General features: G+C 34.2%; 15 protein-coding genes and 1 other RNA gene. 2 read left to right on the forward strand and 14 right to left on the reverse strand.

Going from position 1 to position 13,055, the window contains the following annotated elements; translation table 11 throughout:
* Nucleotides 1–197: 197 nt before the first annotated feature.
* The 14 genes from ispG to BA053_RS02630 all read right to left on the reverse strand — a co-directional run bounded on the left by ispG (nucleotide 198) and on the right by BA053_RS02630 (nucleotide 10,897).
* Nucleotides 198–1,478: a flavodoxin-dependent (E)-4-hydroxy-3-methylbut-2-enyl-diphosphate synthase gene (ispG, locus tag BA053_RS02575; protein ID WP_065094678.1), complete on the reverse strand. Its 1,281-nt coding sequence runs from the start codon at nucleotides 1,476–1,478 to the stop codon at nucleotides 198–200.
* A gap of 16 nt (nucleotides 1,479–1,494) precedes the next feature.
* Nucleotides 1,495–2,115, reverse strand: a complete 621-nt coding sequence (locus BA053_RS02580; RefSeq protein WP_065094679.1) for a TRP75-related protein — start codon at nucleotides 2,113–2,115, stop codon at nucleotides 1,495–1,497.
* Nucleotides 2,116–2,303: 188 nt separating this feature from the next.
* A complete protein-coding gene (locus tag BA053_RS02585; RefSeq protein WP_065094680.1) occupies nucleotides 2,304–2,849 on the reverse strand; it encodes a hypothetical protein in 546 nt (181 codons plus the stop codon).
* Nucleotides 2,850–3,003: 154 nt separating this feature from the next.
* Nucleotides 3,004–5,127, reverse strand: coding sequence for an FtsK/SpoIIIE family DNA translocase (locus BA053_RS02590; protein ID WP_065094681.1), 2,124 nt, complete (start codon nucleotides 5,125–5,127; stop codon nucleotides 3,004–3,006).
* A complete protein-coding gene (locus tag BA053_RS06670) occupies nucleotides 5,128–5,406 on the reverse strand; it encodes a YggT family protein (protein ID WP_006279515.1) in 279 nt (92 codons plus the stop codon).
* A gap of 170 nt (nucleotides 5,407–5,576) precedes the next feature.
* A complete protein-coding gene (locus BA053_RS08545) occupies nucleotides 5,577–5,726 on the reverse strand; it encodes a type II toxin-antitoxin system RelE family toxin (RefSeq protein ID WP_342665728.1) in 150 nt (49 codons plus the stop codon).
* A gap of 115 nt (nucleotides 5,727–5,841) precedes the next feature.
* The gene (locus BA053_RS02600) at nucleotides 5,842–6,063 is read right to left on the reverse strand and encodes a hypothetical protein (protein WP_006279415.1); all 222 of its coding nucleotides are present in this window, start codon (nucleotides 6,061–6,063) and stop codon (nucleotides 5,842–5,844) included.
* Nucleotides 6,064–6,160: 97 nt separating this feature from the next.
* Entirely contained in the window at nucleotides 6,161–6,454 is a 294-nt protein-coding gene (locus BA053_RS06675) for a type II toxin-antitoxin system RelE family toxin (RefSeq protein ID WP_306700832.1), read from the reverse strand.
* On the reverse strand, nucleotides 6,435–6,653 hold the full coding sequence (locus BA053_RS02605; protein WP_006279413.1) for a hypothetical protein: 219 nt from the start codon (nucleotides 6,651–6,653) through the stop codon (nucleotides 6,435–6,437). The genes BA053_RS06675 and BA053_RS02605 overlap by 20 nt, the downstream gene beginning before the upstream one ends.
* Before the next feature lie 200 nt (nucleotides 6,654–6,853).
* On the reverse strand, nucleotides 6,854–7,291 hold the full coding sequence (locus tag BA053_RS02610) for a ClpXP protease specificity-enhancing factor SspB (protein WP_006279412.1): 438 nt from the start codon (nucleotides 7,289–7,291) through the stop codon (nucleotides 6,854–6,856).
* A gap of 23 nt (nucleotides 7,292–7,314) precedes the next feature.
* Nucleotides 7,315–7,644, reverse strand: a transfer-messenger RNA (tmRNA) gene (gene ssrA, locus BA053_RS02615).
* 124 nt (nucleotides 7,645–7,768) lie between these two features.
* Entirely contained in the window at nucleotides 7,769–8,359 is a 591-nt protein-coding gene (locus BA053_RS02620; protein WP_065094682.1) for a CvpA family protein, read from the reverse strand.
* A gap of 57 nt (nucleotides 8,360–8,416) precedes the next feature.
* Nucleotides 8,417–9,013, reverse strand: coding sequence for a riboflavin synthase (locus BA053_RS02625; RefSeq protein ID WP_065094683.1), 597 nt, complete (start codon nucleotides 9,011–9,013; stop codon nucleotides 8,417–8,419).
* A gap of 189 nt (nucleotides 9,014–9,202) precedes the next feature.
* Nucleotides 9,203–10,897 (reverse strand): hypothetical protein, encoded by a 1,695-nt coding sequence (locus tag BA053_RS02630; RefSeq protein ID WP_065094684.1) that lies wholly within the window; start codon nucleotides 10,895–10,897, stop codon nucleotides 9,203–9,205.
* Between the two features lie 146 nt (nucleotides 10,898–11,043).
* Here BA053_RS02630 and pheS point away from each other — a divergent pair, with 146 nt between their 5' ends.
* Both pheS and BA053_RS02640 read left to right on the forward strand, forming a co-directional pair.
* A complete protein-coding gene (pheS, locus tag BA053_RS02635; RefSeq protein WP_065094685.1) occupies nucleotides 11,044–12,087 on the forward strand; it encodes a phenylalanine--tRNA ligase subunit alpha in 1,044 nt (347 codons plus the stop codon).
* A partial coding sequence (locus BA053_RS02640; RefSeq protein ID WP_065106719.1) for an NTP transferase domain-containing protein occupies nucleotides 12,088–13,055 on the forward strand: 968 nt, incomplete at its 3' end.

Genomic DNA, 13,055 nt, shown 5'->3' on the forward strand with positions numbered 1-13,055 from the left:
TCTCTTTGTGAAAAACATTCCAAACTTTCTCTCCACTTTTTCTGGGTAAGGTCAGTCAAACCTCCATTTTTTTTATATCAATTTATTACTTTTTTTTCGGTTTGACACACTTTTTTGAACATTCCCAACGAAAAAAGAAAAACAAGGTTTAATTTTCTTTTTTATTTGCGATTTATCTATTAATTAACCGTGAAAGGTTACGTGTAATGCTCCTTCACATAATTATCAATAATTGCCTTAAATTCTTCAGAGACATTATTACCTTGTAAAGTTTTGAAATATTTGCCGTCTTTGTAGACTGCTGAAACAGGTTTTTCTCCATATCCAGGCAAGCTGATTCCCAAATTTGCGTGTTTGCTTTCTCCAGGGCCGTTTACTATGCATCCCATAACAGCAATGCTCATATGCTCTACACCTGGATTTTTTTTCTTCCACATCGGCATATGAGTTTTTATATAGCCATTCACCTCTTCAGTTAATATACGAAAACGATCGCTACTCGTGCGCCCACAACCAGGACATGAATTAACCTGAGGGTTAAAGTATCGCAAGCCTATAGACTGCAATATTTCCTGACACACCACCACTTCATTAGTACGCGATTCACCAGGACGTTGAGTCAAAGAAGCCCGTATTGTATCTCCAATGCCATTTTGCAATAAATAAGTAAGCCCTGCTGCGGTATTTACCACACCTTTATTGCCCATACCAGCCTCAGTTAAACCCAAATGCAGCGCATAATTGGAAGATTTTGCAAGTGCCGTATAAACTAAAATTAAATCTTGCACTTTGCTAACTTTACATGAAATGATTATTTTGTTTGAACTTAGACCAATTTCTTCAGCTTTTTTTGCACTATCAAGAGCAGACATTACAAGTGCTTTGCGCAGTATAACGTCAGAAGGCCTTGAATTACTAAGCGAAGAGTTTTCATCCATCAATTTTTGCAAAAGGTATTTATCAAGACTACCCCAATTTACCCCAATTCTAACCGGAAGATCGTGCATTATTGCATACTCTATCACCCTTTCAAACTTCTCATCACGTTTGTCGCCAAAGCCTACATTGCCTGGGTTTATCCTAATTTTACCCAGCATTTTGATGTTGTCTGGATAATCTTGAACTAATTTATCTAGCTCATACTGACCACAGCCTACCAATATTTTACCGTCAAAGCCTTCTTTATTTATCTCTTCTACTATATAAGGTATTGCCCTTGCTACTTCCTCTGAATTCAAAGCAATCCGTACTAACTCTGAACCTGCACGCGCTAATTCCGTTATTTCTTTTGCATAATGTTTTGCGCTACTTTTTATATTATCAGAATCTATATGCACACCAAGCGCCATAGATTGTACAACTACAGGATTATTTCCGCCTATCTTTACTTTTCCAACTTCTACAACATGAGTTTTGTGCCTGGAAATTGGCGATAATTCACATGCATCGTCATTCAATATCAGGTCTGTATCTAGCATATTATTAATTGTGATACTATTTTACTGTGTCAGCTACGCTGCCAAATGAACTTGAACCATTCAAACTATAAGCATCTACGTTATCCAAATTAGCAATAGAATCATGTGAGCACGTTCTTCTTGAAGGAGTTTCTTTTATAGTGATATTTATAGGAGAAACTTTCTTTTCTCGTGTTGAAGTAACTTTCTTCCCTTCTTGTTGTTCACTTTCATGCTGCTTACTTTCATACTGAGAAACTGGCTCTTGATCTATAAATACAGCACCCTTTAAACGTGCGATATTAATACCATGCTGATTTATCATAGCGCTCTCTTCATCGTCGACTATGCACGCTTCCATGTCATTTGGCTCATTATCAAGACTAGCAATTTTTTTCTCTTTTAATTTTTTGATTAGATCTTCTTTATTTATAGCCCGATCTTGTGACTTTTTTTTCTTGAGCAATTCCCTACGCTTCTCATACAGTTTATATGACTCAGCAAAATCCTCATCTGTATGAAAGTTTGCACCACCAGGGTTACCAGGAGGTATGTATCTCTTACTGAGCTTAGATTTAGCTCCAGCACTATGCACAGTAAAAAAGCTAGAAACCAAAAACATTAATATAAACAAAACTTTAGAAAAAATCCTAAGCATATGGTGCTATAGTAAATATCGTGTTTTAAAAGATAGCAATTAACAAACTTTAAGTAAACCAGAATCTTTACTAACTTTACAATACAAATATTTTTCTAAAAAGTGATATGTTTACTATCAAAAAATCTACATAGGCTAAGAGAAGAGGAAGGTGTTACAAGTTGCGTAACACCTTTTCAAGAAAAGTGTTATGCAGCTATATGTTTGTCAACTTTTAAGTCATTCCGTAGTTTTTTAGTACCATCGGTAGCATCTACATTATTAAGTTTTGCGTCTGGTGTATCTTTAGACAAGTTCTTTTCTTTCTCCCTTTCACACTTAACTCCCTGATAGATACAGAATGCAACAAAACTAGTTATCGCTATTACGGCAACAGCAGTGGCTATGGTACAAATTAGTAGTGTTTTTTCTTGATCTGCTACTGCCTCTGCAAGTGTTTCCACTTTTTCTTGCAGGCCGTTTAAGTGCTCTTGCATAGCTTGAAACTGCTCAGTACCAATCTTGTCTTCTAATGCACTAAAAACTTTTTCAAACTGCTCAGCATCTATCTTTTGAGCTTCTTGCCATTCTTTTAATGCACTAAATACCTCTTCAAACTGTTTAGCATCTATCTTTTGAGCTTCTTGCCATTCTTTTAATGCACCAAAAACTTTTTCAAACTGCTCAGCATCGATTTTTTGACTTTCTTGCAATTCTGTTACACCTAACCAATTGCACAAAATTCCTTTTACCATTTTAACCCCCTAGTTAATTAATATATTATAATTTTACATTCCCAATGTTTAAATTATTATTAAATTAACTGTCATTATGTATTGACCTTTTAATAATTTTGTTTGACTTGCTTTTTGAAAGTGCGAAAACTTAAATTAAGGTATTACAAGATTGTTATTCAACCAATATCTCTCTTTTCCCTGAGTAATTTGGAGCGCTGACAATACCTTCCTTTTCCATTCTTTCAACGATGTTTGCTGCTCTGTTATAGCCTATTCTAAGCTGCCTTTGAATGTAACTGGTTGAAACTTTTTGATCTCTTTGAATGATGGCCACTGCTTGGTTATAGAGGTCATTTTCTTCATCCTCTGTTTCATCACCCAATTCCGTAGAAGAATTTTCATCTTCTTTGGTGATTTCCTCCATGTAGTTTGGCTCACCTTGCATTTTCAGATGATCAACTATATCTTGTACCTCATCATCGCTCACAAATGGGCCGTGAATTCGAATAATCTTACCACCAGAAGCCATATAGAGCATATCACCCATACCAAGCAATTGTTCAGCCCCTTGTTCGCCAAGTATTGTGCGGCTATCTATCTTAGAAGTAACAGCAAAACTGATTCTTGTTGGAAAGTTTGCTTTTATCACACCTGTTATCACATCCACAGATGGGCGTTGTGTTGCCATTATGATGTGTATTCCTGCAGCACGAGCCATCTGAGCTAAGCGTTGAATAGAGCACTCTATTTCTTTGCCGGCAACAAGCATCAAATCTGCCATTTCATCCACGATCACTACAATATACGGAAATGTTTCCATCTTGATTGGTATTTTTTCAAACAGAGGTTTGCCTGTTGTTGAGTTAAAGCCAATCTGCACAACGCGCTCCAATTCTATTCCACTATTCATCGCTTCTGTGATTTTTTGATTATAGTTTATAACATTGCGTACATTCAAATACGACATCATGCGATAGCGGTTTTCCATTTCTTTCACTATCCACTTAAGAGCAATTACAGCCTTTTTTGGCTCTGTTACCACTGGCGTTATTAGATGTGGTATTGCATCATATATTGAAAGCTCAAGCATTTTTGGGTCGATCATTATCATCTTGCATTCATCAGGACTTAATCGATAAACGAGCGACAGAATCATAGTGTTAATCGCAACTGATTTACCAGACCCTGTGGTTCCAGCAACGAGCAAGTGAGGCATTTTAGTTAGATCTGCAATAACTGGTTTTCCACTTATTTCTTTGCCAAGCGCAATTGGAAGATTTAAGTTTGCATTTTGGTATTCTGGTGATTCAAGCAAATCACGCAGCATTACAATTTCCCGTTCCTTGTTCGGCAACTCTATTCCCATAGCATTTTGCCCACGAATTATTGAAATACGTGCAGAGAGTGCACTCATCGAACGTGCAATGTCATCTGCAAGGCCAATTACTCTTGCAGATTTCGTACCAGCTTGTGGTTCAAGTTTGTATAAAGTCACAACCGGCCCATAGCATACACTGATAATTTTTCCTTGCACGCCAAAATCACTCAGGACTTGTTCCAGCAGAGATAAATTTTTATTGCTCTCCATTTCATTCAGCTGTTTTCTCTGCAAAGACTCCTCTGCTTTGGAAAGTAAATGAATGCTTGGAAATTCGAACTCACTGGAAGGTTTAAAAATCTCCTCAGTGGCTTTTTCCTGTCTTTTTCTTGGTTGCTGTTTAGTGGTGATTTGAGTTCTATGTTTTTCTTCTACTACTAATGGTGCAACTGAATATTCAGCAGTTTTACGCGATCTGAAGAATAGAACATTTACAAATAAGCAAGCTATTTTTTTGAATAGGAAAAATATAGAGTAAGTTGTTCTCTTCCAACCAACCAATCCTACAAGACCTATTGATGTTACTATCACAAATACATAAAACGGACAGTGATTAACGAGTACATTCCCTATTATTCCACTGTGTCTGTACCTTGCAGTGACGCCTAGCGAAAGTTGTGGTAATATAGCACATACCCCTAAATTGATTAATATTAAATAGAGAATTTTCAGCAGCCTTTTTAATGGCCTGAAGATCAACAAGTAAACTATGGTTGTAGCTATTGTAACACTAGTTAATCCGAGAAATTGAACCAATATATCAGCTAAATATGAACCTACTATTCCACCTAAATTTGTCACTTCCTCATTTGTAGCCGTGTTTAAGGAAGGATCTTTATAGTTATAGCTAAAAACTGATATATATATATATATTAAAAGGGATAGATATATTGCTGATTTTAGATATTTTTTTAACATCTACCTAAAGTAGTAAGCTACTGTATATTTTACAAAGTGAATTGTTATTAGCAATATCATTATAGATAAATCTAATCCGTTGAACGGTGGTATATATCTTCTAATAATCTTTAGTGGTGGATATGTCAATTGGTTCAAGATGTGCATTATGCTACTGACAGTTTCATTATATATGTTCACCATATTAAGTTTAACCAGCCAGTTTAGGACAACCCAACATATTAGAATGAAGCTATAAAGATCAAGTAACGTATTGAGTAGATATATGATTGGATGCATACATATCTATTACACGAAAGTTATATAAAAGACAAGTATTTAGCCTTTTCAAACTCAAAATGTTGTTTTTGCTGAACCAAAAAAACTTCATTTTTTGAGCTGCGCAAAGCCACCTAAAGTAGAGAATGGACAAGGAAGGAGGGGTGTATAATATATATTAATGTTGATATTTATTTCTTATAAATATCATCTCTATGTCCTATCTCTGTGATAGTTACTATATGATCTAATTGATTTACTCTGTAAATTACACAATAGTCACCAACTCTTAGCCTTCTACGTCCTTTTAAGTTATGATGTAGTGGTTCACCAAAATTTATTGGGTAACTGTAAGACGTTCTTTTATAGCCTTTTGAACTCTTAGCCTTATTGTCTTTGGAAGGTTTGGTAAATCTTTTTCAACAACACTCTTTAGAGACTTAACCTTGTAACGCTCTAATCCCACTTAATATCTTCAAAATCAACTGTTTCTGCACCTTCAACATCACGCTCATCAGAAATTTTAGATACTAAAAAATCCTCCATTTCAAGCTCAACTGCTTCTCTAAATAGTTTTCCTGCTAATTCTTGAACGGGCTGTTTAGTAAATTCAGATAATTCAGCAAGATGCTTTAAAGTTTCTTCGCTAAGAGCTATGTTAATGCCTGAATTTGCCATATGTTTTACCAAAATCCACTAATAATTATACAACATTTTTTTTAATTTTTCAATAAAGAAAGGAAGGAGGGCTGTATAAAAATATATTTAATGTTTATCAAGTAGCCTTCTCATAAATGGTGTCTCTATGTCCTGCTGTAGCAACAAACACCTTATGTTTTGCAATATTTACAGTATAAATAATTCGATAATCACTAACCCTTATTCTTCTATACCCTTTTAGCCTGCCACGTAATGGTTTACCAAATTTAATTGGATCAGTTGTAAGCCGCTCGTTTATCGCTTTTGTAATCCTTGATCTTATTGTTTTTGGAAGATTTAGAAAATCTCTTTCAGTAAAGTTTTTTGAGTAGACAATATCGTATTTCAGTTTATGTCCTCTCCCTTTCAGATAGTACTGTGTTCCAGTCTACATCCTCACATTCCTTAATAGTTTTATATAACGCAATATCTTCTACTTCGCACTCGATTCCTTCGATGACTAACCTTTTTGCTAGTTCTTGAACGGATTCCTTGGTGATTTCAGCTAACTTAGTAAGGTTATGTGAAGTTTTTGGGTCAAAAGTTATACTAATTCCTGAATCTGTCATATGTTTTACCAAAGTCTACTAATAATTATACAACATTTTTCTGAATTTTTCAATAAAGGAAGTTGATGATATGTAAGAAAAATTTTGCCACCTGCGTTAATAAATAATTAAAGATTTAGCATATTTATCTACCCTCTATTCTATTACTTAAGTTAGACCACTTTTTTCTATTAATATTTTTTGTTTATAAAGATGAGCAGTTACTCATCACGCAGTTGATCTATGGATATAATACTACCGTTTGATAGTTTTTCAGTACATTTTTCACTTTTGTATTCTTTATCAGAGTCGATACTGATTTTGTCAAATATTAAAACATCTCCTGAAATTTTATCACGAAACTCACTAATAGCAAAAAACGGTATAGTAATTCGCTCTTGTTTTCCTTGAAAACTCAAACTGACGCTAAATTTATCCTCAGAAACTTTTAAATCATAGAATTGATGCTGTAATATAATAAGCATTTGAGTAGGGTATGACTTTTTCAAACGATCTGGCATGGTCACACCATTAAAATATGTGAAAAATAATATTTCTAAGTGAGGGATAAAACCATTACCTGATATAACATCTAAAGTCTTTTTGATAACTTGAAACTTAGCAGAATTAAGCAGTTTTTTGTAATCTGTTTGCTCCATATAACTTTCACATACGTAAATTTTGGGGGAACTTCTGTTACCCGGCGTTCCCTAAACCGTGCTTTAGTAATAAACCGGTTGTGCTAAATTAAGCAGCAACACGATATCCTTCAGCAGCAAAATTATCGTTTGCATTTAAATTATGAACTCTTAGCGGTGGTGTCTAACCGAGCAAAGCTACCATCTTTACTATGCATGTCGATCCTTAATCGCCCCCGTATAATTAAAAAACATGGTGGAGGCGCCGAGTACTGCCCTCGGGTCCAATACACCTATTACAAGGTAATTTTATTGCTATAGTACACAAAATGTACATAGCTATTATATAGCAACATTAAATAAATGTCAAGATATTATGACCTTAAGTTGATTTATTGCTAAAACAAAATTAAGATTTCCAGTAAAAAATTCTGTGCTCTTAACCTGACACATATGGATTTTTGAATACTTCCAATGAACATATTTATAAATAAATATTTACTCTTCTTTTTTATTGTTTTTAGGTTTTTCTTGATCAACCATTTCTCCACCGATCTCTTTTATTTTTAGTATCAACGACTCTGGTACATACATGTCAATTACTTCTTCTGCTGTCACAAATAAAGCCTGATAAGAGTGTGAATTTATTATCCAATTAGGCAATATGTCTTCTGCTTCTATTTTATACTCTCCCTCTTTTTTGTCATATACTGTGTAGCAATATAAGTGCACAGCAAAAAATAATACATAAGAGAGCAATATTCCTTTAAGCACTCCGAGAAAGATTCCAGTAACTCTATCAATAAACCCCAATCTTATGGGCGATAATATGTACATTAGCCAGTTATTTATTATCATCAATATAAGATTAAGTATAATAAATACAGAAATTGTAGAGAGTATGTTTAACGTAACTTTAGAATCAAAATATTTACTATAATTTAGAGTGAAAAAATCATAGTGATTAGCTGTCAGAAAAACTGATAAAAATAGAAACATTAGTGCGCATAGCTCTTTTATGAAGCCTCTAGTTACCGAGATTATTACACATAGAACAACAATGAAGATAATTAGACTATCGAAAAGCATATTTTATATCTGTATGGTTTTCAAGATATAATAGTTATAAATAACGAGGTTGTAAAATTAATTGTATTTATGCTGCATCAGTTGATCTAAATACCTAGCGATCATGTCAATTTCTAAATTCAGATAATCATCTACTTTGTTGTACTGAAAAGTTGTATTTTCCCATGTATAGGGAGTGATATTTACTGTAAATTCCTGATTAATAACTGAATTCACTGTGAGGGAAACCCCATCTAGTGTAACGGAGCTTTTTTTTGCAACAAATTTAATTAATTCTTGTGGGCACGATAGTTTGATTTCATGAGAATCTAAACTTTGATTAATTGTTAAAATTTTTACTATCCCATCAACATGACCCTGAACCAGGTGGCCATCGATCTTATCGCTTAATCTCATTGCTTGTTCGAGATTTATTTTTTTTCCTATTCTCCACGTATTTAAGTTAGCAACCTTCATAGTTTCTTGAGATGCTTGGACTGTAAATGTATCGCTCATTATATCAACAACAGTTAAACACACACCAGAGCAAGCTATTGAATCTCCTTTATTTATAGAGGATAAATTTTGTGTCTTGATATGGAAAATTTGATCAGAGTTGGAGTGAGTGGTAGTATCAGTTATAGTCCCGATATCCGTGATAATTCCTTTAAACATATGGTGAAAATAAATAATTTTACCATGAAAAATTTTTTACAACAACTTATTTCTATTTTGTTATAGTTAAAGTAATTCTGGTTTACCGACAATTTAAAAAACGACAAATTCGTCATCCCGCTACGTGTTAGCGGGATCTAGAGATACCGCGAATGAATCGCGGTATGACGCAGGAAAACTGAGTCTGCACTAGCTATAGGTGCGAGAAAGGGGATCGTTTTCACTTACTTGCTTAATAGATTCTATAGAATATTCAGAATATATAAAGCGAGCTAAATTCAAAATACACAGCGCGATTAATATTGGCAACCCTATGTTCAATGCTAACCCAATACTTTCCCTTTTTTCTGGTGGCACTAATCCTTTTAACATTGACACTTTTCCTAATGGAAAATGCCATAAGCAAAGTGTTGATGCAGATGCTACTATTATAAATAGACAAAAATAAGCCTTTTTTGAGGAAAATACAGTTTTTAACGGTGATTTGAGTGTAATGTTAGTAGGTGTGGCTTCATTTGTTGCTGGTGAAGGATCTTTAATTGGTAAAGGGTTTGTAGATTTATGAGGAGTATTTTTATGTTGCGTAGGAGGTTGTTGTATGTAAACACCTGAAACTAATTTGAGCAATTGCTCTTTTTTTTTATATACTTGCTTTTGTAGATACTCTTTTGGAAAAGAAGACTTGCCAGCTAGTTGTGGTATTTCTAATACTTCTAATATCTCACCTGACTCTAATATTTCATGTAATTGTTTATCTTGAAAATAAATAATATTGAATATTGAGTTAAAAACATTGCGAAATGTTTCTGGATCTTGATCTTTGTATCCATTTATCACTTCAATAAATATTTCATCGAGTTTTTTTCCCCTGCGCTCAATCTGGTTATCTATCATAGCTACTCTAGCATCATTTCGTGCTTGTTTTATGGTAGGTTGTTTTTCTTCTTCTGGTAGTTCTTGAGCTTGCTTTTTCGATTTTTTTCTATTAGCTTTAAAATACTCTGTGTGCGAAGTAGTTTGACCGAAATCAGAAATAAGCGTTGTGACGTCTTCTATTCTTCTTTCATCGATTCCATCTTTTTGTGTTACCTTGTCCTGTTTTGCCTCTTGAAGTGTTGGGTGGTAAGTCAAAGCCCTCTGGTTTCGTATGGACAGTTTTGGTGGCTGTTGAAAGAAGAATTGTATTGTATTAAAAAAATTGGGTAGCCGAAAAAAAGATCCAAACCAAAAAAAATTGTCACGCATTGCAGCAACAACTATTGGAACCCGCATCACTTGCTTTTTACTACTTGTTAAATTATAGCCAAACAGGCCTGTAACTGGTACGATTTGTCTATTTTGTGCGTTTTTTTGGTTAGTCTCACTCTGTTCTTTTTTGTCTTGATTTTCAGTTTTTTCTGCATGTTGTAGCTTTTCATTTAGAAATAACTCGATTTGGTGCAAATTATCCAGGTTAATGTCTTTAGCATCTGTTTGTAGTGTTATTGTTACTCCTTGTAAGAGAATTTGAGATGGAGCATTATTTATGAATTCTTCTACAGTTTTATAACTGTTAGTTTTACAGTGGTTATTATATAATTCACTGCTTTCTTTCGGCACTTTCATGTTGACTGTAAAATTTTTTTCCTGAGGAAGGCAGATTTTGAAAAAATCAATTAAAGGGTTTATTCTAAATAATCTTATATTAAAGGTGTCTTTATCTGTTGCTGTTAGCTCAAATGAAAATTTTTGTATATTGCTTTCAATACTTCTCGAGCGAATAGTACTGATCTTAATTGTTTCGCTAGAAAATGCTTTACTTATGTTTTTTGATTTTTCCTTAAAGAGCTTAGATAAATCCTCTATTTTATACTTATTCTTAGTTTCAGTGTTACTGTTGTGCATAGTTGATACAGCAAATTCATCAACGCAAAGGTAAATAAAAAAGATTAATCAGTCAATAAATTAATAATCAGAATAGGGCAATTTTTCGGATTGTTGATGATATTTAAAATTTCACTATAATGAAAGTTTAAGCCAGCGTTTTTAAGATGAATAAAGAGTTATTAGATGACATACTTTCACTTGAAGATAAAGCAGTTTCCGAAATTGAGAATGCTTCTTCTTTGCAAGATTTAGAAAAAGTTAGGCTATTATATTTGGGAAAAAAGGGTGTAGTTAGAGCGTATTTTGATAACTTAAAAAAGATAGAAAATGCAGAAAAAAAGCGTGATTTAGGCGCAGTTATTAACGCTTTACGTGATAAGATAGATCATCTTATCATGAATAGGGAAAATGTGCTAAAAACAGAAGAAGTTAACTTTAAATTGCAGAACGAGGCAGTTGATATTACGTTGCCTGTTAGACCAGAAAAAATCGGCAAGATCCATCCACTCAGTAAAGTTATAAATGAAGTAAAGCTTATTTTTGCACATATGGGTTTTAAAGCAGTTGATGGCCCTGACATTGAAGATGAATTTCATGTATTTGATGCACTGAATACTCCAAGTCACCATCCTGCGCGAGAGGAGCAAGATACCTTCTACTTAAAGAATAAAATAGATGATAAAAGAATGGTGCTGCGCACTCATACCTCATCTGTACAGATTAGAACCATGGAAAAAACAAAAAAATTCCCAATTAAAATAGTAGCCGCAGGTAGAGTATACAGAAACGACTTTGATGCAACTCATACTCCTATGTTTCACCAGATAGAAGGGTTATATGTCGATGAAAACGTCAATATGGGCCAGTTAAAATTTACTATTCATCACTTCCTTAATAAGTTTTTTGGAGATAAAGGGCTGAAGATACGTTTTCGTAATAGTTTTTTTCCTTTTACTGAACCCTCTGCGGAAGTGGACATAAGTTATAAAGATAGTAAATGGATAGAAGTGCTTGGATGTGGTATGGTGCATCCAAATGTCTTTCAAAATGTTGGAATAGACCATACTAAATACAACAGTTTTGCGTTTGGCATTGGTATAGAAAGGCTTGCGATGCTAAAATATCAAATCAGTGACCTAAGAAGCTTTTACGATAACAAAATCAGTTGGCTTGATCATTATGGTTTTCATTTTTCATCTTTAAGATAAGTGATAAATAAAGCTCATACTTTTATCATACTTGCTGCCGGGCATGGCAGGCGGATGAATTCAGATTTGCCTAAGGTTCTGCACAAAATAGGCAATTTTTCCATGCTCCAGCATGTCATTTACAATGCAAAACAGTTAAATCCTGAAAATATTGCTGTTGTAGTTGATCTGCCTTTAATTGAAAGACTAAAGTGCTTTGAGGATATACAGTTAATTACACAAGAATCAACACTCGGTACGGGAGATGCAGTCAAAACTGCGATGAGAAACCTGAAAGAATTGCCAGATTTAAGCATAGTTGTTGTGCAGTATGGAGATACTCCGCTCATAAAAAGCAGCACAATAACTAAAATGGTTGGTTGCTTAGAAGGCAAGGCTCTAGTTTGTCTTGGTTTCAAAACAAGCAATAAAGAATACGGTAGGTTAATCATCAAGGATGGTTCTTTAGTAGAAATCTTAGAGGCACAAAATGACAAAAATGTTGATGAAGAGTTCCTTGCCAATGCTGGAATAATGGTTGCATATGCAAAGAATTTACGTGAATTGGTGGAGAAAATAGAGTGCAATAGCTCAACTCATGAGTATTACTTAACCGATATAGTCTCCATTGCGGTGGAACATGGTTTGAACGTCGGTTACGTTATTACCGGTGGAGAAGAAGCAACTGGAATAAATAACAGAAATGACCTTATAAAAGCTGAATTTTACTTTCAAGAAAATAAAAGAAAAGTTTTTACCGACTCCGGAGTAACGCTTGTTGCGCCAGAAACTGTTTTCTTTTCTCTTGATACGCAAATTACCAGAGATTCAGTGATTTACCCATACGTTTTTTTTGGTCCTGGAGTGAAAATAGAGTCTGGTGCGAAAATACTGCCATTTTCGCATTTAAAAGACTGCTTAATTAAAAGTAATGCTGAGGTCGGTCCATTTACCAGAATACGCGGAAACACAACAATTGGTAATAAGGC

Source organism: Wolbachia endosymbiont of Nomada ferruginata, assembly GCF_001675785.1.
GTDB lineage: Bacteria > Pseudomonadota > Alphaproteobacteria > Rickettsiales > Anaplasmataceae > Wolbachia > Wolbachia pipientis.

Excerpts from the sequence above, each read along its gene's own strand:
- ispG (WP_065094678.1), bottom strand. The coding sequence starts at position 1,478 with ATGCTAGATACAGACCTGATATTGAATGACGATGCATGTGAATTATCG.
- BA053_RS02580 (WP_065094679.1), bottom strand. The coding sequence starts at position 2,115 with ATGCTTAGGATTTTTTCTAAAGTTTTGTTTATATTAATGTTTTTGGTT.
- BA053_RS02585 (WP_065094680.1), bottom strand. The coding sequence starts at position 2,849 with ATGGTAAAAGGAATTTTGTGCAATTGGTTAGGTGTAACAGAATTGCAA.
- BA053_RS02590 (WP_065094681.1), bottom strand. The coding sequence starts at position 5,127 with ATGTTAAAAAAATATCTAAAATCAGCAATATATCTATCCCTTTTAATA.
- BA053_RS06670 (WP_006279515.1), bottom strand. The coding sequence starts at position 5,406 with ATGCATCCAATCATATATCTACTCAATACGTTACTTGATCTTTATAGC.
- BA053_RS02600 (WP_006279415.1), bottom strand. The coding sequence starts at position 6,063 with ATGGCAAATTCAGGCATTAACATAGCTCTTAGCGAAGAAACTTTAAAG.
- BA053_RS02605 (WP_006279413.1), bottom strand. The coding sequence starts at position 6,653 with ATGACAGATTCAGGAATTAGTATAACTTTTGACCCAAAAACTTCACAT.
- BA053_RS02610 (WP_006279412.1), bottom strand. The coding sequence starts at position 7,291 with ATGGAGCAAACAGATTACAAAAAACTGCTTAATTCTGCTAAGTTTCAA.
- BA053_RS02620 (WP_065094682.1), bottom strand. The coding sequence starts at position 8,359 with ATGCTTTTCGATAGTCTAATTATCTTCATTGTTGTTCTATGTGTAATA.
- BA053_RS02625 (WP_065094683.1), bottom strand. The coding sequence starts at position 9,013 with ATGTTTAAAGGAATTATCACGGATATCGGGACTATAACTGATACTACC.
- BA053_RS02630 (WP_065094684.1), bottom strand. The coding sequence starts at position 10,897 with ATGCACAACAGTAACACTGAAACTAAGAATAAGTATAAAATAGAGGAT.
- pheS (WP_065094685.1), top strand. The coding sequence starts at position 11,044 with ATGAATAAAGAGTTATTAGATGACATACTTTCACTTGAAGATAAAGCA.